The sequence below is a fragment of the Bradyrhizobium sp. USDA 4504 genome, assembly GCF_054063995.1.
This window is the reverse complement of sequence record NZ_JBSSGV010000001.1, coordinates 7,490,652-7,511,862: the sequence shown is the minus strand read 5'-3', so window position 1 is coordinate 7,511,862 and position 21,211 is coordinate 7,490,652. Positions and strand designations below refer to the sequence as shown.

The following is a 21,211-nucleotide window of genomic DNA, read 5'->3' as shown; positions in this document are numbered from 1 at the left end:
CCGCCGCGCGCTGCGCGCACGTCGACCTCGCCCGCAGGCGGGAGAGGTAAGAACGCGAGACCACTGCAGACGCCCTACTTCTCCAGCACCGCCAACGGCTGCACGCCGTTATTCGCGGGACCGGCCTGCATCGTGATCAGCATCATCGAGACCATGTCGTAATAGCCCATGATGGCGATGATATCCGTGATGCCGCGCTCGCCGAATCTATCCAGCGCCGCCTTGTAGACAGCGTCGCTGACCTTCTTGTCGCGATAGAGCGCGATGCCGAGATCGTACAGCGCGGCCTCGTCGTCCTTCATGCTCTCGGGCCGCGTGCCCTTGGCGATCGCGTCCGCGATTTTCGGATCGAGCCCGCCCTTGATCGCCAGCGGATGGTGCGCGGACCATTCATATTGCGCGGTCCAGTGCCGCGCCGTGATCAGGATCGCCATTTCGCTGAGCCGCGCCGGCAGCGAGGTATTCCACCGCAGATACTCCGACAGGTTCGACAGCTTTGGTGCCAGATCGGGATTGCGGATATAGGCGCGGTAGGGCGGCGCGGTGAATTTGCCATTGCGCGGCGGCGCGCTGATCATGTCGGCCCAGGCCTTTTGCGCCGGCGACAGCTCCTCCGCCTTCAGCGGCGCGAAGCGCACGGCGTCCTCAGCCCGCACGGCCGACACCGACAATGCCAGCGCCGCCAAGATCCCTGCTCCGAATATTGTTCTCATTGTTGTTCTCCCTTTTCGGTGCAGGCGTCTTTGCGCCCTGCCCGGTCGCGCGAGATTAATTGCCGTCGCGATGGATGCAATGAGATGCCAGCTGTCGTTCGGTGCCAGCCGCCGGTGAAGCGCCTCGTCACGGCAGGCGCGCGGTTAGGCCACACCTACCGCAGCCCCGGGCGGCGGCGTATATAAAGAGCAGTCCCAAGCGGCGCGAAGGTGTCAGCCATGCAGCCTGTATCTATCCTCCTGAACATCCTCTGGATCCTGATCGGCGGCGCGTGGATGGCGTTCGGCTGGCTGGTCGCCGCCGTGATCATGGCGGTGACCATTATCGGGCTGCCCTGGGCGCGCGCCGCCTTCAACATCGCCGTCTACACGCTGCTCCCGTTCGGCTCGCGTGCGGTGCGCCGCGATGAGGTGACCGGCACGTCCGACATCGGTACCGGACCGCTCGGCGTGATCGGCAATCTGATCTGGTTCATCCTGGCCGGCTGGTGGCTCGCGATCGGCCATGTGATCACCGCGATCCTGCTGGCGGTGACCATCATCGGCATCCCGTTCGCCTGGGCGCATCTCAAGCTTGCCGGCATCGCGCTGTGGCCGATCGGCAAGGTGATCGTGCCGGCGTGACGCTGGTCAGGCCGTCGACGGCTAGTGTCCCGAATCCGAAGTTCGCATCATTTGCCGCACCTTCGGAGCGAACTTCGGATTCGATAAGGACACTAGCAAACTTATGATTCTAGTGCTTTATGAATGCGAAGTTCGTGAAAGTGGCTGCCGCGAAATCGCACGAACTTCGCATTCAGCACACTAGAGCCAATCCTTCGTGGTCTGGCTGCAAGCCTGGTAGTCGCGCCGCCAGACGAAGCCAGCGCCACCACACGGCGGGCGCGGGCGCGAGGTGGCGGGACACTCATTCCTGACCCGCGCGGCGGTGCCCCAGCCGTCGATCACGCAGGCACCTCGTGAGGTCCTGTGGCAACCGTCACCGCATCCCTCTGCGGCGTTGGCCGGGGTCAAGCCGAGGAAGGCACCGGCTGTCAGAAGCGTGATCAAACCTGCTCTCATGATGTTCTCCATCGAGCTGTCGGTCGTGCTGCTCCATTCGCGGCACAAGCGTAGGCGATCTCTGTGCCGCTTGCCACCGTCTCCGCGCACAAATTCTGGTGTCGGGGGGCTCAGCGCGCTGCTTCGCAGCCGGGGATGTCGAATACGGCGGTCAGGCCGCAGGGCGAATTGAGCATCTTGCCGCCGGCATGGCCGACGCCGGGCACATCCCACACGCTGTGGTTTGGCGCGCCGCCGTCGCGGGCCTGCATCACGGCGGCATAGGAATGCCCGCACGCGTAACGGTACGGCCCCTCGGCTTCCGCCATGCAGGATTTGTCGAGCGCGGGATGATTGGGGTTGGTGTCGAGCGTTCCGAGCAGATAGATCACGCGGCGCGCGACATAGGCCTGCTCCAGCGCAGCCGGCGAAGGCTCGGTAAGATAGGGCGGGCGGTCGTCCATACCGAATTTCCAGCTGTTGTAGCCATGGCAGTTCGCCGCGATCGCGGGCTCCGGCCGCTCCTTGGTGAAATAGGCGTAGGAGGACGGATTGGCGACCACATAGCGCACGCCGATGCCCTCGCGCAGCAGCAGCTGATCGCCCTTCACCGCGATCGCATAGCGCTGCACCACCTGGCCGCCGCCGGAATGACCGAACACGACGACCTGCTGCAGGTTCGGAAACAGCTTGCGGTCGCCGAGCTTCGCCAGGATGGCATCGAGCGCCTCGAACGAGCTCGCCGCGCTCGGCGCGAGCGCAGGCTCGCCGCCCTGCCAGCCATAGAGGCTCCAGCGCAGCGTCTCCGCCGGCAGCTTGAAGGCCTCGACGTCGGACTCGATCAGGAATTGCGGCGCGATGCGGCCTGCGCGCTCAGCGCCGCGCGAAAATAGTCGTCGGCATTGCGCAGCACGCCATGCAGCACGAGCACCGCGCGCGTAACATCCGGCAGCGGGTTGGACCAGTCGGCCGAGAGGTAGAGCGGAAAGCTCGCTTTGCCGACGGCAATCCGCGCATTGGCGATCTCCTTGACCGGTTTCCGGTCGCGCTCGGTCTGTGCCTGCGTCGCGGACGCCGCGGGTCCGTGCGCCGCCGCCACGACGAGCAATGCCGCGGCCGCAAGCCAGGCCCGGTGATGCATGGTTCGACTCCGTTGCTGCCGCGAGCTCGGCTGGATCATGGCGCGTCCGGCGCAGATTCACCCGTGAATTTTCGGAAAGCTTCCGCACCCGCACCTCAGGCCACGAGCCGTCCATGATTGTTGGCGGCGAGGATCGGGCGGATCAGGCGGCCGAACCGCTCGGCCTCCTCGTCGTGCAGATAACCGGACAGGCAGAAGGAGTGGCAACCGGCATCGATGAACTGCTGCAAGGTCGCGGCGCATTGCGCGGGATCGCCGACCACCGCGATGCCGGCGCCGGGCCGCACCTTGGTGATGCCGGTCCACAGATGCGGCATCAGGAGATCGCCGTAGTCGCGCGCGAGCTGCTGCACGCGCTGGTTGGCCTCCGAGCGATTGTAAAGCGTCTTCATCTCCTGCTTCTGCCGCTCGGTGGCGTGGCGCACCAGCTGGTCGGCCGCCTCCCAGGCATCCGTCTCGTTCTCGCGGCAGATCACCTGCAACCGCATGCCGAAGCCGATCGCATCCCCGCGGTCATGCGCCCGCGCCATCCGCCGGATCTCGGCGATATTCTCCGCGATGCGTTCCGGCAGGTCGCCCCAGAACAGATGAACATCGGAATGCTTCGCCGACACCTCCCAGGCCTGCCGCGAGCCACCGCCGAGATAGAATTTCGGGAACGGCTGCTGCAGCGGCCGCGGCCTGATATGCGCGCCGGAGATCGTGTGAAACCTGCCCTGGAAATGCACCGGGCCGCGCGTCGTCCACAGCGCCTTGAGGATCGAGACCTCCTCCTCCATCAGCGCGTAGCGTTCCTCTTTGGCATAGCGCACGCCCTCGGCCTCGACCTCGCTCTCGTTCTGGCCGGCGATCAGATTGATGCAGATCCGCCCGCCCGACATCTGGTCGAAGGTCGAGATCATCTTTGCCATCAGCACCGGGTTGATATAGCCGGGCCGCGCCGCAATCAGCGGCTTGATCCGGCTGGAGCGCGCCGCCATGAAGGCGCCCGTGATCCAGGCCTCCCAGCACACCGAGCCTACCGGGATCAGCAGATACTCGAAGCCGGCGTCCTCAGCGGCCGCGACCACGCGCTCGCAGAGTTCCGGCGAACCGGCGATCTGGGCCTCCATCAGCCCATAGGCCGTGGTGTCGCCATGCGTGGGCAGATACCAGCCGAATTCCAGCGGACGCATGGGCAAACTCCCTCGAAAGACGGCCTTTTTTCGCGGCCTGTCATATTGTCGGGAGGCAGTTTACAGCCCTTAACCAGTTGGACAACGCCGTTGCCGACGCGGAGCCAATCAGCTAAATGAACCCCTGCACGCACCCGTAGCTCAGCTGGATAGAGCGTTGCCCTCCGAAGGCAAAGGTCACACGTTCGAATCGTGTCGGGTGCGCCATTTCCGCTTCGTTGCCGCCGATCAACCGTAGCCTTTGCTGCGATTCCCCCAGCTTAGGGGATTCTTTCCATAACGTTGGGCCGGTTTTTCTCGAGCCAGGCGACGGCCTCGGGTCCATCGACGACACACTCGAAGGTTTCCCAGGTTGGGTCTTCCAAAGACTCCAATTGCAGTCGCTTCGCCGCATACTCAATGAGGTCGTGGAGGCGTTCGTATCCTCGTCTGTGCTCGAGGGAATCTGCAATCGCAGTGCTGGTCCATCCTCGTTGAGCCAAATCGATAATGCTCGGAGCGTCAGCCTCGCTGAACCACGGTGTGGCATCGAACTCGATGCAGCGAACATTGTCGGCGGTATGACAAGTGGCGTGGATCATTGGATTCCTCCGTTTACCGGCTAGCTACCTGCGCCAGCATCGCGCTTCTCACATCGCTGCCTCGCACGCCCTCAGGCCTTGACCAAGTCCCCCAGCAGGTTCGCCGCCACCGTCAGCTTGGCGAGGGTCAGGCCGCTGGCAGCGATCTCCTCCACCGAGCGGCGGATACGCGTCGCCTCGGGGTGAGCCGCGAGCCAGGTCTCGACGGCCTGCTGGCCAGACTGGCCGGTTGCCAGCATATCGGCGGCCAGTCTCCTTTCGGCGCCGGCGATCTGCTCGACGGCGCGATCGATGGCCATGCGTTCGAAATAATCGTTGGCCGGCACACTGCGTGCGGCGGCGATGATGCGGTCGAGACGGAAATTCGCCTCGGCGGCGTAGAAGGTCGCAGCGGCATCGCCGATGGGGCGCGTGGTGCGCTCGGCAACCGTCACGATGTCGGGAGCCGAGACCAAAGCGTCAAGATCGGCGAGCTCTCCGGCGAGGCCGGCCGGGACACCGGCGTCGGCGAGTTCCTGCCGCCGCTTGACGCGCGCGGCTTGCAAGTCCGGCGGCAAGGCAGTGTCGAGCCCGGCGACGATCTGGCGGATCGCCGGGCCGAAGCGCGCGACGACGGCCTCCAACCCGTCCTTGAAATCGGCATTGCGCACGTACCAGACCATGCGGGAGAGCAGGAGATCCTGCACTGAAGCGTAGAGGGATAGCTGCAGCTGCCCGTCGATGCAGGCGTCGAGCGCGTCGATCGCATCATTGAGCCACTTCAGGCCGTAGCATTCATCGACCGCCACATAGGCCATGACGATGGTCGGGATATCGGCGTCGGTCTCGTCGATCAAGCGCACGACGCAGGCCGGGCCGCCGCGATTGATCACCGCATTGGCGAGACTGGTCGCGATGATCTCCCGCCGCAGCCGATGCAATCCGGCGGCGGTCGGGAATTTGTCCTGAACCTCGCGCGGAAAATACTGGGAGAGTTCGCGGGCGAGATAGGGGTCATCGGGCACGCTGGTGACGAGCAGGTCATCGTAGAGGGTCAGCTTGGCGTAGGCGAGCAGCACGGCAAGCTCCGGCCGCGCGAGGGACTGGCCGCGCCGTGTGCGCTCGGTGAGCGCGGCGTCGTCGGGCAAGAACTCCACAGCGCGACTGAGCAAGCCGCGCTGTTCGAGCGACTGCATCAGGCGAGTGAGGAAACCGGTCTCGGCCACACCCTTGCGCTCGGCCAGCGACAGCGCCAGCGTCTGCAGATAGTTGTTGCGCAGCACCAGCACGCCGACCTCGTCGGTCATCGCGGCAAGCAGGCTGTTGCGGTCAGTGGGACTGAGGCGTCCCTCGCGTTCGGGACGCGCCAGCGCGATCTTGATGTTGACCTCGACGTCGGACGTGTTCACGCCGGCCGAATTGTCGATGGCGTCGGTGTTGAGCTTGACGCCCTTCTGCGCCGCTTCGATGCGACCGCGCTGGGTAACGCCGAGGTTGGCCCCTTCGCCGATCACCCGGGCGCGCACGTCGCCACCCGCGATGCGGATTGGATCGTTGGCGCGGTCCCCGACCTGGTCGTCGCTTTCCCCGGAGGAGCGGACATAGGTGCCGATGCCGCCAAACCACAACAGGTCCGCGCGAGCCTTCAGGATCGCCGTCATCACCTCGAAAGGCGTGGCTTGCGGCTTGTCGAGATCGAGCAGCGTGCGCACTTCCGGCGCAAGCGGGATCGCCTTGAGCGAGCGCGAGAACACGCCGCCGCCCTGCGAGATCAGCGACTTGTTGTAGTCCTGCCAACTCGATCGCGGCAGATCGAACAGGCGCTTGCGCTCGGCGAAGCTGGTCGATGGATCGGGTGAAGGATCGATGAAGATGTCGCGATGATCGAAAGCCGCCACTAGCCTTGTCGCCGGCGAGAGCAGCATGCCATTGCCGAAAACGTCGCCCGACATGTCGCCGACGCCGACCGCGGTGAACGGCATGGTCTGAATGTCGGTGCCGAGCTCGCGGAAGTGGCGCTTGACCGCCGTCCAGGCGCCGCGCGCCGTGATCCCCATCTTCTTGTGATCGTAACCCTGGCTGCCGCCAGATGCGAAGGCATCGCCGAGCCAATGGTTCTTCTCGGCCGAGATCGCGTTGGCAACATCGGAGAAGGTGGCGGTGCCCTTGTCGGCGGCGACGACGAGGTAGGGGTCGTCGCCGTCGTGGCGCACGGTGGATTCGGGCGGCACGACGATGTCGCCGTCGAGATTATCGGTGAGTTCGAGCAGCGAGCGAACGAAGATGCGATAGCTTTCGGTGCCCTCCGCGAGCCAGGCGTCGCGCTTGGAAGGCGGCGGCAGGCGCTTGGGCACGAAGCCGCCCTTGGCTCCGACCGGCACGATCACGGCGTTCTTGACCTGCTGCGCTTTCACCAGGCCGAGGATCTCGGTGCGGAAATCCTGCGGCCGGTCGGACCAGCGCAAGCCACCGCGCGCAACCTTGCCGAAGCGCAGGTGGATACCTTCGACACGAGGGGAATAGACGAAGATCTCGTAGAGCGGTCGTGGAGCGGGCAAGTCGTCGATCCGGCGCGCCTCGAACTTGAAGGAGATCACCGGACGCGGGTGTCCATCCTCGCCGATCTGCCACAGATTGGTGCGAACGGTAGCCTGCACCAGATTGGTGAAGCGGCGCAGGATGCGGTCTTCATCGAGCGAGGCGACGGATTTGAGCTGTTCCTCGACCTCGGCAAGCAAAGCCGCCTCGCGCGCCGCGCGCTCGGCCTCCGTCAAGGCGAGGCGCGGATCAAGGCGGGTCTGGAACATCGCGACCAGACTGGCCGTGATCGCGGCGTTCTTGCGCAAGGTCTCCCACATGTAATCCTGGGTGAACGGAGCGCGGATCTGGTGCAAATAACGCGACAGCGCCCGAATGGTCGAGACTTCCCGCCAACTTAGGGCGGTGCGCAGGATCAGGCCGTTATATCCGTCAGATTCGGCGCGATCGGTCACCACCGCCATGATCGAGGCTTCCAGGCGATGGCTGAATTCCGGGTTGATCTCGATGGGCAGGCCGTCACTGGTCTCGATCGTCATGTCGTGCAGCCAGACCGGCGCAGGCCTGGTACCGGGCACGACCTGATAGGTGCGTTCGTTGACCACACGCAGGCCGTGATTTTCGATCACCGGCACGCGGTAGGATAACGACAGCGGTACGGCGTCCGAAAACACCTTCAGGCCGAAGCGCCTCGGATCGTCGCCTTCGATGCGGTAAACCGAAATCGTCACCGGGCGCGCCGGCGTCAACTTTTCGACGGTCGTGATATCGGCGATCGCCTGTTCCGCGCCGAACACCTCGGTATAGCCGCCGCTGAAGGCCTGGGCATATCGGTTGGTGAGCATGCGCGCCCGCATGCCATCGGTCGACGCGGTAAGCGCGGCCTTCAGCTTGTCGGCCCAGGTCGCGGCAATGGCGCTGATCCCGGCTTCGAGCAGGGCGCGGTCGACGACGGGCGTTTTGCCTTCATAGCGTCCGATGATGAAGTGGACGCGCGCAAGCGCCCCTTCCGGGAATGATACGTAGGAGGCGGACAGCTTCCCTTTGTAGGCCTGCGCCAAAAAGGCTCCGACGCGCGTGCGGACGTCGGTGTCGTATTTGTCGCGCGGAATGAAGGTGAGGATGGAGACAAAGCGATCGAACTTGTCGACCCGCGGCAGCGCCCGGACGCGCGGACGCTCGTAGAGGATCAGGATCTCGATGACGAAGTTGTAGAGCGTGTCGACGTCGATCTGGAACAGCTCGTCGCGCGGATAATCTTCGAGAATATGCATCAGCGCCTTGCCGGAATGACCGTTCGGGTCGAAGCCCGCGCGCTGCAGCACCCGCGAAACCTTGTGGCGAACATAAGGGATCTGCCGTACCGAGCGAGTATAGGCGCCCGAGGTGAAAAGGCCGACGACGCGCAACTCGCCTTCGAGCCGGCCGTCGGGCGAGTAGAGTTTGATGCCCACATAATCCATCCGGGTGCGGCGATGGACGCGGCTGGAGACATTGGCCTTGATGACGATCAGCAGGGTCGGCTCGTGCATGAACTCGCGGATTTCCGGTGTCATCACCACCATTTCGCTGCCGCGACGCAGGACCTTCACGTCCGGATCGCGCAGAATGCCGAGGCCTTCGCCGGTTGTAATGTCGTCCGACGCGTCGCTGTCGGGCGAGAAGCGATATTTGCGCACGCCGAGGAAAGTGAAATTGTCCGCGCAGAGCCATTGCAGGAACTGATTGGCTTCGGCGAGTTCGTCGATCGGCAGCGGCGGCGGATTGGAAGAGAACGTCTTGATCGCTTCCTCGACACTGTCACGCATGACGCGCCAGTCGGCAACGCAGGCGCGGACATTGTTCAACGTCCTGGTCAGGCCGTCGATCAGCTTCTGGCGATCGGAATCCGCATCCAGGCGGGTGATGTGGAGATGAATCAGGCTTTCGCGCGCGCCCTTTGCTCCGTCCGGCAGTGCTTCCCCGTAGAATCGCAGCAGCTTGCCTCCATCGTCGCGCTCCACCGCGATGATCGGGTGAGCGACCAGGGTGACCTCGAGGCCCTGATCGGCGAGCTCCGCCATGGTGGAATCGAACAGGAAAGGCATGTTGTCGTTGAGAATTTCGAGCACGGAAATCTCGCGTCCGTTCGGCAACGTCGGATTGACGACGCGGATATCGGCGCTGCCGGCCGTGCGCCGCTGCACGTGCTCCCAGGCCTGCTCCGCCAGCAGGGCAAGCGAGGCGGCATCGTAATTGGCGAGATCCTCGATATTGGTGTAGCCGAACAAGGGCTCGGCAAAGGCCCGGGGGCTCTTGCCCGCTGGCACGCTGCCCGCTGCATCGCGGATCAGGGCTGCCCGGGCCTTGTCGTCACGCCACGCCATAATGTCCTCCATTTGCCGTGCCGTCCGATCGCAGCCGCGACCATCCGCTTGATTCTGGAGTGCATCTCTTCGTGCGTCGCGATCGAATGCTACGCGAAATCCTAGCTTCGACGGCTGCCGACGACAATACTACGATCCCGCAGCGAACGGCGCACGCTGTCGTGAGGCGTGCTGAATTTCGCTTGCGACAGCGGGTGGGCCGAAGACGGTGGCCGAACGACTGGGGCAGGAAAAATCACATGCAATTTCAATTATGTAATGGGTTCGCGCCACCGTTCGGCAGGGATGTCGTATCAGACGGTGGCAGTCAGCGACGGCGGGCAGCGACTGCGCTCAGGTCAGGTCTTTCGGCATCGTGATGCCGAAGCGGAGAATCTGGCGATGGATGGTCGAACGATCGACGCCGCGTTCGCGTGCCACCTGCGAGACATTCCAGCGATTGTTGCGCAACGCCGCAAGTAGCGCATCGGCTTGCCGCGACGTCGCCGCTCTGCCACGTACCGGCTTTCCGGAGATATCCTCACCCAGGGGATGAGCGATCCGGTCCGGCAGATCGGCAAGATCGATCGTGCCGTCGTTCGACAGCGCGCAACCATGATCGAGCGCATTGATCAGCTCGCGGATGTTGCCGGGCCATTGGTACTTGAGCAGCGCGCTGCGCGCGCTTGCCGTCAGCGCATAGTTGGCCTTGTGCTCCGTCGAAAGCCGATGCAGGGATTGATCGATCAGCCACTCGATATCGGTGCGCTGACGCAGCGGAGGCAGCGCAAGCACCGCGCCGTTGAGGCGGAAATAGAGATCCTCGCGGAACTGCCCCGCCTTCACAAGCGCGACGAGGTCGCGATGGGTGGCAGCGATGACGCGGACATTGAGCGGGACCGGCCGGGTGCGGCCGACCGGGGTCACCTCGCGCTCGGCGAGCACGCGCAACAGGCGCGTCTGCGACGAGATCGGCATGTCGCCGATCTCGTCAAGGAACAGGGTGCCGCCGTCGGCTTCGAGCACGAGGCCCTTCTTGCCCTTGGCCGCCGCTCCGGTGAAGGCGCCTGCCTCGTGGCCGAACAGCTCGCTCTCGATCAGGCTTTCCGGCAGCGCGGCGCAGTTGACGGCGACGAACGGTCTGCCTGCCCGCGCACTGACCGAATGCAGCGCCTTCGTCAGGTGCTCCTTGCCGGTGCCGGTTTCGCCGGTGATGAGCAAGCCCATCTGGGTGTTGATGAGCTTGGCGGCGCGCGTCACCACGTGATGCATCGCGGGATCGCCGCGGAACAGGTTCCGTAGTGGCGCCGGAAGCGCCGACTCACTGCGGGAGGACGCCGGCGCCGCCAGCTTGTTCGGGGGCGGCAAGGTCTGCGCGAACAGCGTCGTGCCGCTGTTGGCTAGTCGTAGCGTGCGTTGGCCGGTGGGGCGCGAATGGGCGAAGCGCGGCAGATCGTCGATGGTGCATTCGAAGATGTCGGACACGCCGAAGCCGTCGGCCCGCAGGCGAAGGTCCGGACGCTTGGCCAGTTCGCGGGCGAGCAGCTGCCTTGCGCGATTGTTGAAGCCGATGATGTGGCCGCTGCTATCGACGGCCATCACATAGTCCGGATCGACATCGGCGAATTCCGCGGAGCCGGACAGCTTGATGATCCATTCCTGCCGGAAACGGTTCAGCAGATTCGCATTCTCGATCTTGTGAGCAAACGACTTGACCAGTTGCAGCGCCAGGAACTGGCTGGCCTTCGGTTCCGGCGAGCGCAGCGCGGAGATATCCAAGACCGCAGCGAGCTTGCCGCTGGGATCGAAGACCGGCGCGGCCGTGCAGGTCAGCGGAATATGGGTGGCGTCAAAATGGTCGGATTGATGCACCGTCAGGGCTTCTTCGGTCGCGATGCAGGTGCCGACTGCGCAAGTGCCGGCATGCGGCTCGTTCCAGTCGGCGCCGAGATAGAGGCCGGCCCTGCGAAGCGTGTTGTTGAATGTCGGGTCGCCGATGAAATCCACCGTGATGCCCCTGGCATCGGTGAGCAGCAGCACATAGCCGAGTCCGGCGATCTGACGATACAGCATCTCGACGCCGAAGCGCGCCGTGTGCAGGAACTCGTCCATGGCGTCGCGATGCTCGCGCAGCCGCCCGGACGTTACGATATGAGCGTCGCGCAGCACCAACGGATCGAGCTTGTGTTCGGAGACGCATCGCACCCACGACTGATGGATGATTGCGTCACGCGCGCTGCTCTGGCCGTCCGCAACGCGAACCAGCTCGTCGATGTGCGCAGCCCGCTCCGTCGTCACGGCTGATGCTCCTGGATGTTTCCCCGCACGTTGTTGCGTCGAGTGTCACTCGGATTGTGCCGCCGATCAAGTTTGTTGCGTGCAACACCTGTTGCATGACGCAACAAGTGAGGCGGCCTGGCGCCGACAGCTAACGCGAGGAAATGCCGAGCGTTTTTCGAGATTCGCCGCAATGGCATGAGGCTTGCTGACACGGTGGTCGAGGCAAGATTCGACCTCGCTAACAAACGCGCCGGACCCACGACGCAAAGGCGATCGACGCCGGCATATGGGAGAATGAAACCATGCTCACGAAGGCCCCGGACGGAAAGATCACCGCGCTGCTCGACGAGTTCAACGTCGCATTGTCGTCGGGTGACATCGAACGCGCGATCGCGCTGTTCCAGACCGATTGCTACTGGCGCGATCTGGTCACCTTCACCTGGAACATCAAAACCATGGAAGGCAAGGATCAGATCCGCGACATGCTTCAAGCGCGGCTTGCGGATAGCAAACCGTCGGGATGGCGCATTGCCGATGGCGAAGCCGCGAGCGAGGCCGGCGGCATCATCGAGAGCTGGATCGAATTCGAGACCGATGTCGCGCGCGGCTATGGTCACCTGCGCATGAAGGATGGACGCATCTGGACCTTGCTCACCACCATGGCCGAGATCAAGGGACATGAGGAAAAGTCCGGCTCCACCCGTCCGCTCGGCGCCAAGCACGGCCATGGCAAGGACCGTAAGAGCTGGCGCGAGGAACGTGACCAGGAAATCACCGAGCTGGGTCATGCAAAACAACCCTATGCGCTGATCATCGGCGGTGGCCAGGGCGGCATCGCGCTTGGCGCGCGGCTGCGGCAATTGAACGTGCCAACCATCATCATCGAGAAGAACGAACGCGCCGGCGATTCCTGGCGCAAGCGATACAAGTCGCTCTGCCTGCACGATCCGGTCTGGTACGACCATCTGCCCTATATCGACTTCCCGAAAAACTGGCCGGTGTTCGCGCCGAAGGACAAGATCGGCGACTGGCTGGAGATGTACACGAAGGTCATGGAGCTCAACTACTGGAGCTCGACCACGGCGAAGTCGGCCAAGTATGACGAGAAGGCCGGGGAATGGACCGTCGTGGTCGAGCGCGACGGCAAGGAGATCACGCTCAAGCCGAAGCAGCTCGTGCTGGCGACCGGCATGTCGGGCAAGGCGAACTGGCCCACCTACAAGGGGCAGGACATCTTCAAGGGTGAGCAGCAGCATTCCTCGACCCACCCGGGGCCGGAGAAATATCGCGGCAAGAAGGTGGTGGTGATCGGCTCCAACAACTCCGCCCACGATATTTGCGCGGCGCTATGGGAAGGTGGCGCCGACGTCACCATGGTGCAGCGCTCGTCCACGCATATCGTGAAATCCGACACGCTGATGGATATCGGGCTCGGCGCGCTCTATTCGGAGCAGGCGGTGGCGAGCGGGATGACCACGCGCAAGGCCGATTTGATCTTCGCCTCGTTGCCCTACAAGATCATGCACGAATTCCAGATCCCGCTCTACGAGCAGATGCGCGAGCGCGACAAGGATTTCTACGCCGCGCTGGAGAAAGTCGGCTTCATGCATGATTGGGGCGACGACGGCTCCGGCCTGTTCATGAAGTACCTGCGCCGCGGTTCGGGCTATTACATCGACGTCGGCGCCTGCGATCTCGTGATCGACGGTTCGATCAAGCTCAAGAGCGGCAAGGGCGCTGCGGTGCGGGAACTGACCGAAACCGGCGTCAGGTTCGTGGACGGCAGCGAACTCCCCGCCGATCTCGTCGTCTATGCCACCGGCTATGGCTCGATGAACGGTTGGGCCGCCGACCTGATCTCGAAGAACGTCGCCGACAAGGTCGGCAAGGTCTGGGGTCTTGGTTCCGATACCACCAAGGACCCCGGCCCGTGGGAGGGCGAGCAGCGCAACATGTGGAAGCCGACCCAGCAGGAGGCACTTTGGTTCCACGGCGGCAATCTGCACCAGTCGCGGCATTACTCCCAGTATCTGGCGCTGCAACTGAAGGCGCGGATGGAAGGCATCCCAACCCCGGTCTACGGCTTGCAGAAGGTTCATCACCTCGGTTGATCGACCGGGCGATAACGAGGTGTCGGGCGGATCGTCGTGCGATCCGCCCCCCGACAGATTGGATGGAGATCGAACTGTGCCGATCGCCGTCCAGCTTCGGGCCGATGCCTGCGAGACAGCCGGCACCGATTGCCTTCCCGGTTGACCACGATACTGGCCGGTCTGCCAGCTTCCCGCAGACCGGCCTCGCCTCAATGATGAGCCGACACGCTCTTCATGCATTGGGACAAGAGATCGGCACCGGCAAAGTGGCCTACATCGCCCAGGCTGATCATGCCAACCATCCGCTTGCTCTTGTTGATCACAGGCAGTCTGCGAATCTTCAGCGTTTCCATGTGATGTATAGCTTTCGTCAGATCGTCGTCTTCCCGGCAGCAGTGGATGCCTTCGGTCATCACATCCCGCGCTGTGGTGCGCGCAGAGTTGAAGTCCTTGCTCGCGAGACCTTTGCAGACGAGGTCGCGATCCGTCACCATCCCGATCAGACGATCGTCTTGCCCGATCGGAATGCAGCCGATGTCGTGCCCTTGCATCAATTTCGCGATTTCGGTGATTGGCGTGTCGGGGCTCACCCAATCGACGCCCTTGTGCATCACGTCCTTGACTTTCATGGAGGACCTCCCGTCCAAGGCAGCACCCCCTCGCTCGCAATTATACAACAGAGCTGGCGCGACTGCATGCGTGCTGCGCCTTAAGGCACGATGAAACCGGGTCGAAGCGTTATCGCGCTCGAGCCCCTTGCTTGAGCATGATCTCCGCGCAAGCGCGTTCCTCCCTTGCCTCGGGGAAGAGCCGCTTCGCACCCCTCCGGATCATGCTCCAGTCGGGGCGCACAGATAGATGGTCCCGCTGTCACGCCGCCTCAGTCATGCGCACTGAAGCTGCCATGCAGGGAACCGGCGGTCAGGCGTGCGAATTGCGCACGACCGAGATGAAGCAACGTCTCATGATCGCCGGCTTCGATATAGATCTCGGGCTGCATCCGGATGCTGTCATCAACGATAACGTCGAGCCCGTAGCAGCTACCGGCGGCGGGAACCGCCCCGTGCGTACAGTCCGTGAACAGCCGATCGATCTCGCCTTCAGCGGCCATGGCGATATCGTCACCGAATCTCGCCCTGAGATCCGCCAGCCTGAGGTGATGCGATGCCGGCAGCACGGCGAGCAGGTACCCGTCGTTGCGGCGCAGCACAATGGCCTTGGCCAAGCGATCGCCCGAGACGTGACAAGCCTGGGCGGTAAGGGCTGACGACATCGTCAGTACGTGCGGGATTTCGTCGTACTCGATGTTTTCTGCAGCGAGATAATTGTGCAGTTTGGAAGAAATGGTCATGGCGTCACCTCCGGTGCGACATGCAACCATCCACCGTGGTCCTGCCCGCCGCACGATGAGCGGCTGCGTGGTTCTCAAGACAGAACATAGGTCTTGTCGCAGGACACTGCAATTCGATCCCTAACGGGGGCGCCGCGCCAAGTTCAAGTTCCGGGCCTTGTCCAGATTGCGGGCCTCGGCCAGCGCCGCCGCGCTCGGCAACAGGGCCGACGCAAGGTCGGCCTCGGTGAAATCTGCGCCGGCGACATTGGCGTCGGATAGGTCGGCTCCCGCAAGGTCAGCTCTATGGAGGCTGCAGTTCGCCAAATTGGCATTCTGCAGTTGCGCAAATTCGAGATCGGCGCGCGAGAGATTGGCGCCGCTTAAATCCGCGTTCCGCAGATCGGCGGATTTGAGCACGCCACGCATCAGGCCCATCGATTGGTTGCGCATATCAGCGCTCAGATCGGCGCCCGCAAGCCTGGCCCCGATCAGGCTGGCACCGGAAAGATCGGCGGTTATCCGAGCGCCGCTCAAGTCGGCGCCGCCAAGCTTGGCGCGTTGCATCTGCGTGCCGAGCAGCGATGCCTTGACGAGGGACGCCCCTGTCAAGTCTGCGTCGATTAGCCAGGCCTGGTTCAAGATAGCCCGATCGAAGCGGGCGCCTTTCAGATTGGTCTGGTTGAGCTTTACGAGATGAAGGTTGCCGCCGGAGAAGTCGAGGCCCGAGAGATCGAGGTGCGACAGTCGCTTTCCATCCAAATCTGCAGTGCGTCCGTCCCCTTGAGGGATCGATTTGAGGAGCGCATCGACCTCGGCGCGCGTCATCTCCGACGCCGTCATTTCCGGACTGTTGAGGTCGACACTCCGCAGCATGTCCTGCGACACGGCGTCAGTCGAATCAACCAGCACCGCCGCTATTGACACAAAGGCAAATGCGAGACGAAACGACATCGCCGTCTCTCCGCCGCTCAGAAACCCGGTATTGTCTCTTGTATTCTCCGGGTTGGCCGCGCCGTCAGGTTAGCTGGCCGGCTCCGGCCTATGCCAGAGTATGAAACCGGATATCGATCCTGGCAATGCCAGTGACCGTCTCAGCCGGAGCAGGACGAGGCGAACCAAGCCAGGCGCGGAATATGGTCGGGCACCTTCATGCCGCCGGAGGAATGGCGCCGGCTCAACCCGAGGCCTTGTCCCGATTGACGGGACGCCGCCAACACCTCGCGATGCATCACCGAGCCAGTTAACGCAGGATCAGCCGGCCGCGCTCGTCAACTAGCGCCGGAAAACGGGCCGCGAGAGTAGCGGTGAGCGGCGCATTCTGCTCGGCCACTTGAAACGTCATTCGGCCGAGCCGGTAGCCCGCCCCGAAGGCGGCGGCGAGATTGTCGGACGAGACCACGACAACGGATTTAGGCTTGCTCGTGTCGGTGAACGTCACCAGCGTCGGATAGTCCTTCGGGCGCAGGACGCCGGATGGCTTGGCTTTGACAGCCGCGCTCATGGTTCTCGCGTTGTCGCCGGACGGAAGTGGCGGCGCCAGCTCGCGATAACCGAGAACCTGGACGACGATATGCGTCATGCTGCTCAGATAGCTGTAATTTCGATCGTAGTTCGTCGCGAACAGAACCTTTCCGTCGCCAAGATCCACAAATGGGGCTTCGCCGTGCATGGTGAAGCCACCACCCCAGTCGGAACCACCGGCGCCCGGCATCGGGATCAGGAATTCCCGCTCAAGGCGCAGTTCCATCACTGAAGAGCCGGACTTCAACCCGCCGGGGGTTTCGACCTCGATGGTCATCCGGTAGCGCAAAGATGCCTGCGGCGTACTGCATCGGACCAACAGCCACGCCAATGCAATGGCCATGACGGCAAGAATGACAGGCCGTTTCAAAAGGACACCTTTGCGCAGCCAGCAATCGGATATTGGCCGTCTTTCGCTTCGCTGATCATTTGGCTGCCACCGGCAACCGCCTTTGCGGCGGATCTGTCAATTCGATACATCCACCCGCACATGTTTGAAGTCGTACCGTTCAAGATCGGAGCGGGAGATCGAGACGACGAGGTCGCTGACGTCGCCGCATCTGAAATGCGTGAGATTGTTGCTCGGAAATTGCAGCAGCATGACCGAGTTCGGCTTGTCTTCGATAAAGTCCGCGCACCAGCCGCGCGGGGCGCCGCCGATCTGGAGCGTGGCTTGCTCGGCGTCGAACGCCCAGTCGGTCTCAAGCGGATGCCGGGCCGCCGGGATCACTGCATCGGGATCGTCGGCGTAAAGCTGCTTGGCGATTTCGGAGCGCAACACCCTGTACCCCGTCGACCAAAACTCCGGCAGCGCCTGATCGGCCGCACGCTCATCGAGCAGCCGATAGAGCGCGGTCCACTCGTCGGGCACGAACGCGGCCTCGCTCTGGCGATCGCGGATCCTGCGCATGACCGCTTCCAGCTCTGCGACGAGCGCCTCGGCCTTCTGCTGCCTGCTCCGTGCGATGGCGGGCCTCTGGCCCTCGCTTGCCTCGGCCGTTCCGAACCTGCGCAATTGCTCATGCGCCCAGTCGCGCTCGCTCTCCGCGCGCCCGCGGGCGTCTGCCCAGCTTTCGGGCGGCGGCAGCCCGCGACCATGCGCCATCGTCGTCTCGAGCGCCGCGGCGTTGTCGATCCAGAACGCGTAGTACAGTTTGCGAATCCCGCGAACCCGCGCCGCATAGGCTTCCCAGTCCTGCGGAAACTTCTCCCTGTATTCCAGCCAGCCGGCGAGATCGGCTGAAACGCCCCTGTCGGGCGACGGCATCCGTACGTCGGCCTGAATATCTCGTTCAAGGTCCTGAATGAGCCGAACCAGCCCGGCATATCTGCGCCCTTGCTCGGTATCGGGCGGAAACAGAGGCGCTTTCGATTTCACCCAGATCGGCGCCAGAAAACCCTCGCCATTGGCGAGCTCGATTTCCGACTTGTCGAGCGCCGCAACGAAGCTGCCGCCACGCTGCAAGGTGATCTCGTTGTGCAGCTCCCTGATGCGCAGGACCAGTTCGGCGTGGGACAGCCAGCTTTGCAACGAGAATGGCTGCTCCGCTTCGGAACGTGCCAACGCCTCGCGCAGCCGTTCCGCTGTTTCAGCGAGTTGCTCGAACGCAGTCACCAGCTCCTTGCGCGGCTGCTTGAGCCGCGCTTCCTGCTGCCGCGCCGCGTCGGTCAGACGCGCCGCCCACGCCCTCGATTGGGCAAGCACCTCCTGCACGAGCAGTTCGAGCGTTCTCCAATCGATCGGCTGAAGCTCCCACGATGCGATGGCGAAAACTGCATCGGCAGAAGGATTGCGCCGCAGCCGGTTTGGAACGCAGCTTTCGCCGTCGACGGGATGCACGAAGTCGAGCGGCCATCTGGGCGGCGGTGCCAGCAGCCCGTCATACTTGTCATCGACCCAATACAGACCCGTGGCGCTCTTCTGCCAGGCGCGTTCGTTGCGACGTTGCGGTCCGAGCGTCGGTTGATGGATCACTTTCACGTCGATACGGCCGGACACGGCTGCGAAAAATGCCAGCCACCCCGCCCTCGGACCGACGCCGCCCCACAGGCTGGGCGGCAAGGACGCGCAATTGATCTGGCAAAGAAACTGATACGGCTGGCCGTCCCTGCTGGGCCATTGGAAGGGATCAGGAAGTTCTGGATTGCCGCCGATCCAACCGATCTCGGCTGCCGCCGGACAAGCCGGAATCGCAGCGCGCAGCCAGACTGCATTCTGGTCATGCGCGGCCGGGTCCTCATCCGAGGCCTTGGCAAGCATCTCCAGATTGTACGTTAGGAACTTGGCAATAAAGTCCTTCATCGCGCGCCGCTCCTCAACCTGGGCCGGAATATTGGCGTCGATTCAGGATTGCGTCATCCAAATTCTGTATCTTGGAAAGCGAGTTCTTAATTCCTGCGGACGGGCGCGCTTGATCAGGTAAAGGCCAGGACTGTGCTACGCGCCATTTCGCCGCACGTTGGGCGGCGCGGCGCGACCGCAGCGGCGCCGCTCACATCGACGATCGCACGAACGTCCGTCCAAAGTCGCCGAACGCGCCATCGACCGCTGACCTCTCGAGCCGATCGTCGCTCCAGCCGAGCCATTCCGTAAACACCTCGCCTGTGTGTTCGCCGAGCATCGGCGGCGGCGTGGAAGGTGGCGGCGGTTCGTCGCCGAACCGCGTCGGCCTCGCGATGAACTTCACATCTCCCGCCGCCGGATGGCTGATGGTCTGGACCATTCCCCGCTGCGTGAGTTGAGGCGTTTCGCAGACCTCGCCGACCGACTTGATCGCGCCGCACGGAATGCCCGCCGCGCCGAGCGCCTGCAGCCAGTCGGCGCGACTTCGCCGGGCAAAGATCGGCGAAAGGATCGCGACGAGCTCGTTGCGGCTCGCCGCACGCTTCGGAGCGGTTGCGAAGCGGATGTCCTCGCGCAGCTTCGGACGGCCGACGACGCCGCAAAACGCCGCCCAGAACTTGTCGTTCGCGACCCCGACATTGATCCAGCCGTCACTCGCCTCGAACGGTTCATACGGGCTGATGGTCGGATGGACATTGCCGCGGCGCTTCGGGCTTTGTCCCGAGGCGAAGTACATGCCGGCGTTGAACGTCAGCAGCGACGCCATGGCGTCGAGCATGGAGACGTCGACCCGGCCGCCCTCGCCGGTGCGGCTCTTGCGCATCAGCGCGGCCAACACCGAATGCGACGCATAAAGGCCCGTGACGAGGTCCGCGATCGACGTGCCGACCTTGGTCGGCGGTCCGTCCGGATCGCCGGTGATGTCCATCACGCCGGATTCGCCCTGCAGAATCAGATCGTAGCCGGGGCGCGCGGCGTCGGCACCGGTGCGACCGAATCCCGAAATGCTGCACAGGATGATGTCGGCCTTTCGGGCGCGCAGCGCGTCGAAGCCGAGCCCCCATTTGTCCAGGGTGCCGGGGCGGAAGTTCTCGATGACGACGTCTGCGACGGATGCAAGATCGAGCACCGCGTCGCGCCCAGCCGGCGACTTCAGATCGATGGCGCAGCTTCGCTTGTTGCGGTTCACCGACAGAAAATACGCACTCTCGCCGCCGACGAAGGGGGGTCCGTAACGGCGGCTTTCGTCGCCTTGACGCGGATCCTCGATCTTGACGATGTCGGCGCCGAGATCGCCGAGCTGCATCGTGGCAAACGGGCCAGAGACCACCCGGCAGAGGTCGAGGACCCTGATGCCCGACAGCGGCTCGCGATCAGACGATCGCATCGGCGAGGTCCTTCATCGACGGCACCAGGATATCGGGCTGATGCGGCGTGATGCCGAACGGGCGGCTGCGCCGATCGATGAAGGCCGTCCGCATGCCGGCGGACTTGGCGCCGATGCAGTCGAAGGCATGATTGGCCACGAACAGCACCTGCGCGGGCTTCACGCCCATGATCTCGGCCGCTTTCGTATAGGTCGCGACATGCGGCTTGAACGAATTGGCTTCGGCCACCGAGATCACGCGATCGAACGGGACCTTGTGGTACTGCTTCGCGGTCTCGAGCATGTCCGGATCGCCGTTCGAGAGCACGACGAGCTTGTACTTGCGTTGCAGCCGCGCGAGTGCGTCCGGCACCTCTGGAAACGGCAACAGCTTCTCGATCTCGCCCACGAGGTAGCGCACATCGTCCATCGTATAGTCGATCTTCGCGCGGTCCATGACGTGGGCAACCGCGCGGTGCCCGATCTCGCGATAGGGCGTGTGCTCGCGATGCAGCAGCGCATCGATCATCGAGTTCTCGAAATGCGTGCGACGCCACCACGTGACGAAGGAATTCGGATCGCCCTTCCAGCCCTTCTTCTCGAGGAACGGCGCCGCGATCCTGGTCAGGCCGCCCTGCATGTCGACGACCGTGCCGTACTGGTCGAACATGCAGATCTTCACGTCGCGCTTGATCGTCTCAAAGCTCATTGGTGCCTCCTTGGTCCTGATCGATTGATACGCGCTGCGCCATCATGGATGA

General features: G+C 63.6%; 15 protein-coding genes, 1 tRNA gene and 1 pseudogene. 3 read left to right on the top strand and 14 right to left on the bottom strand.

Annotation, left to right across the window (positions count from 1 at the left end):
• Positions 1-74 precede the first annotated feature (74 nt).
• Complete coding sequence (locus ACVMB1_RS35200) at positions 75-713, bottom strand: carboxymuconolactone decarboxylase family protein (protein WP_076824616.1); 639 nt, start codon at positions 711-713, stop codon at positions 75-77.
• Between the two features lie 219 nt (positions 714-932).
• On the opposite strand from ACVMB1_RS35200, the gene ACVMB1_RS35195 reads away from it, so the two are divergent.
• Entirely contained in the window at positions 933-1,337 is a 405-nt protein-coding gene (locus tag ACVMB1_RS35195) for a YccF domain-containing protein (RefSeq protein ID WP_016843571.1), read from the top strand.
• A 180-nt stretch (positions 1,338-1,517) separates the two neighbouring features.
• On the opposite strand, the gene ACVMB1_RS35190 is transcribed toward ACVMB1_RS35195, so the two are convergent.
• The 3 genes and pseudogenes from ACVMB1_RS35190 to ACVMB1_RS35180 all read right to left on the bottom strand — a co-directional run bounded on the left by ACVMB1_RS35190 (position 1,518) and on the right by ACVMB1_RS35180 (position 4,070).
• Positions 1,518-1,775, bottom strand: a complete 258-nt coding sequence (locus ACVMB1_RS35190) for a GCG_CRPN prefix-to-repeats domain-containing protein (RefSeq protein ID WP_156436045.1) — start codon at positions 1,773-1,775, stop codon at positions 1,518-1,520.
• Between the two features lie 110 nt (positions 1,776-1,885).
• A pseudogene (locus ACVMB1_RS35185) lies at positions 1,886-2,895 on the bottom strand (alpha/beta hydrolase).
• 95 nt (positions 2,896-2,990) lie between these two features.
• Positions 2,991-4,070: an LLM class flavin-dependent oxidoreductase gene (locus ACVMB1_RS35180; protein ID WP_076824612.1), complete on the bottom strand. Its 1,080-nt coding sequence runs from the start codon at positions 4,068-4,070 to the stop codon at positions 2,991-2,993.
• Between the two features lie 130 nt (positions 4,071-4,200).
• Here ACVMB1_RS35180 and ACVMB1_RS35175 point away from each other — a divergent pair.
• Positions 4,201-4,277, top strand: a tRNA-Arg gene (locus ACVMB1_RS35175).
• A 53-nt stretch (positions 4,278-4,330) separates the two neighbouring features.
• Here the strand turns inward: ACVMB1_RS35175 and ACVMB1_RS35170 are convergent.
• The 3 genes from ACVMB1_RS35170 to ACVMB1_RS35160 form a co-directional block, all read right to left on the bottom strand.
• Complete coding sequence (locus tag ACVMB1_RS35170; protein WP_076824610.1) at positions 4,331-4,651, bottom strand: hypothetical protein; 321 nt, start codon at positions 4,649-4,651, stop codon at positions 4,331-4,333.
• A gap of 71 nt (positions 4,652-4,722) precedes the next feature.
• Positions 4,723-9,546 carry an NAD-glutamate dehydrogenase gene (locus ACVMB1_RS35165; RefSeq protein WP_076824608.1) on the bottom strand — a complete coding sequence of 1,608 codons (4,824 nt, stop codon included), beginning with the start codon at positions 9,544-9,546 and terminating at the stop codon, positions 4,723-4,725.
• A gap of 321 nt (positions 9,547-9,867) precedes the next feature.
• Entirely contained in the window at positions 9,868-11,811 is a 1,944-nt protein-coding gene (locus tag ACVMB1_RS35160) for a sigma-54-dependent Fis family transcriptional regulator (protein ID WP_076824606.1), read from the bottom strand.
• Positions 11,812-12,095: 284 nt separating this feature from the next.
• Between ACVMB1_RS35160 and ACVMB1_RS35155 the strand changes: the two genes are divergently transcribed.
• Entirely contained in the window at positions 12,096-13,904 is a 1,809-nt protein-coding gene (locus ACVMB1_RS35155; protein ID WP_076824604.1) for an NAD(P)/FAD-dependent oxidoreductase, read from the top strand.
• Positions 13,905-14,095: 191 nt separating this feature from the next.
• On the opposite strand, the gene ACVMB1_RS35150 is transcribed toward ACVMB1_RS35155, so the two are convergent.
• The 7 genes from ACVMB1_RS35150 to ACVMB1_RS35120 all read right to left on the bottom strand — a co-directional run bounded on the left by ACVMB1_RS35150 (position 14,096) and on the right by ACVMB1_RS35120 (position 21,159).
• Complete coding sequence (locus ACVMB1_RS35150) at positions 14,096-14,515, bottom strand: CBS domain-containing protein (RefSeq protein WP_057015376.1); 420 nt, start codon at positions 14,513-14,515, stop codon at positions 14,096-14,098.
• A gap of 251 nt (positions 14,516-14,766) precedes the next feature.
• A complete protein-coding gene (locus tag ACVMB1_RS35145; RefSeq protein WP_200844595.1) occupies positions 14,767-15,237 on the bottom strand; it encodes an aminoacyl-tRNA deacylase in 471 nt (156 codons plus the stop codon).
• A 120-nt stretch (positions 15,238-15,357) separates the two neighbouring features.
• Positions 15,358-16,170: a pentapeptide repeat-containing protein gene (locus ACVMB1_RS35140; RefSeq protein ID WP_076824600.1), complete on the bottom strand. Its 813-nt coding sequence runs from the start codon at positions 16,168-16,170 to the stop codon at positions 15,358-15,360.
• Positions 16,171-16,459: 289 nt separating this feature from the next.
• Entirely contained in the window at positions 16,460-17,017 is a 558-nt protein-coding gene (locus ACVMB1_RS35135) for a hypothetical protein (protein ID WP_076824598.1), read from the bottom strand.
• 189 nt (positions 17,018-17,206) lie between these two features.
• Positions 17,207-19,042, bottom strand: a complete 1,836-nt coding sequence (locus ACVMB1_RS35130) for a DUF1963 domain-containing protein (RefSeq protein ID WP_076824596.1) — start codon at positions 19,040-19,042, stop codon at positions 17,207-17,209.
• Between the two features lie 190 nt (positions 19,043-19,232).
• Positions 19,233-20,471 carry a CaiB/BaiF CoA transferase family protein gene (locus ACVMB1_RS35125; protein ID WP_076824594.1) on the bottom strand — a complete coding sequence of 413 codons (1,239 nt, stop codon included), beginning with the start codon at positions 20,469-20,471 and terminating at the stop codon, positions 19,233-19,235.
• Positions 20,458-21,159 carry a haloacid dehalogenase type II gene (locus tag ACVMB1_RS35120; RefSeq protein WP_076824592.1) on the bottom strand — a complete coding sequence of 234 codons (702 nt, stop codon included), beginning with the start codon at positions 21,157-21,159 and terminating at the stop codon, positions 20,458-20,460. The genes ACVMB1_RS35125 and ACVMB1_RS35120 overlap by 14 nt, the downstream gene beginning before the upstream one ends.
• Positions 21,160-21,211: the final 52 nt, after the last annotated feature.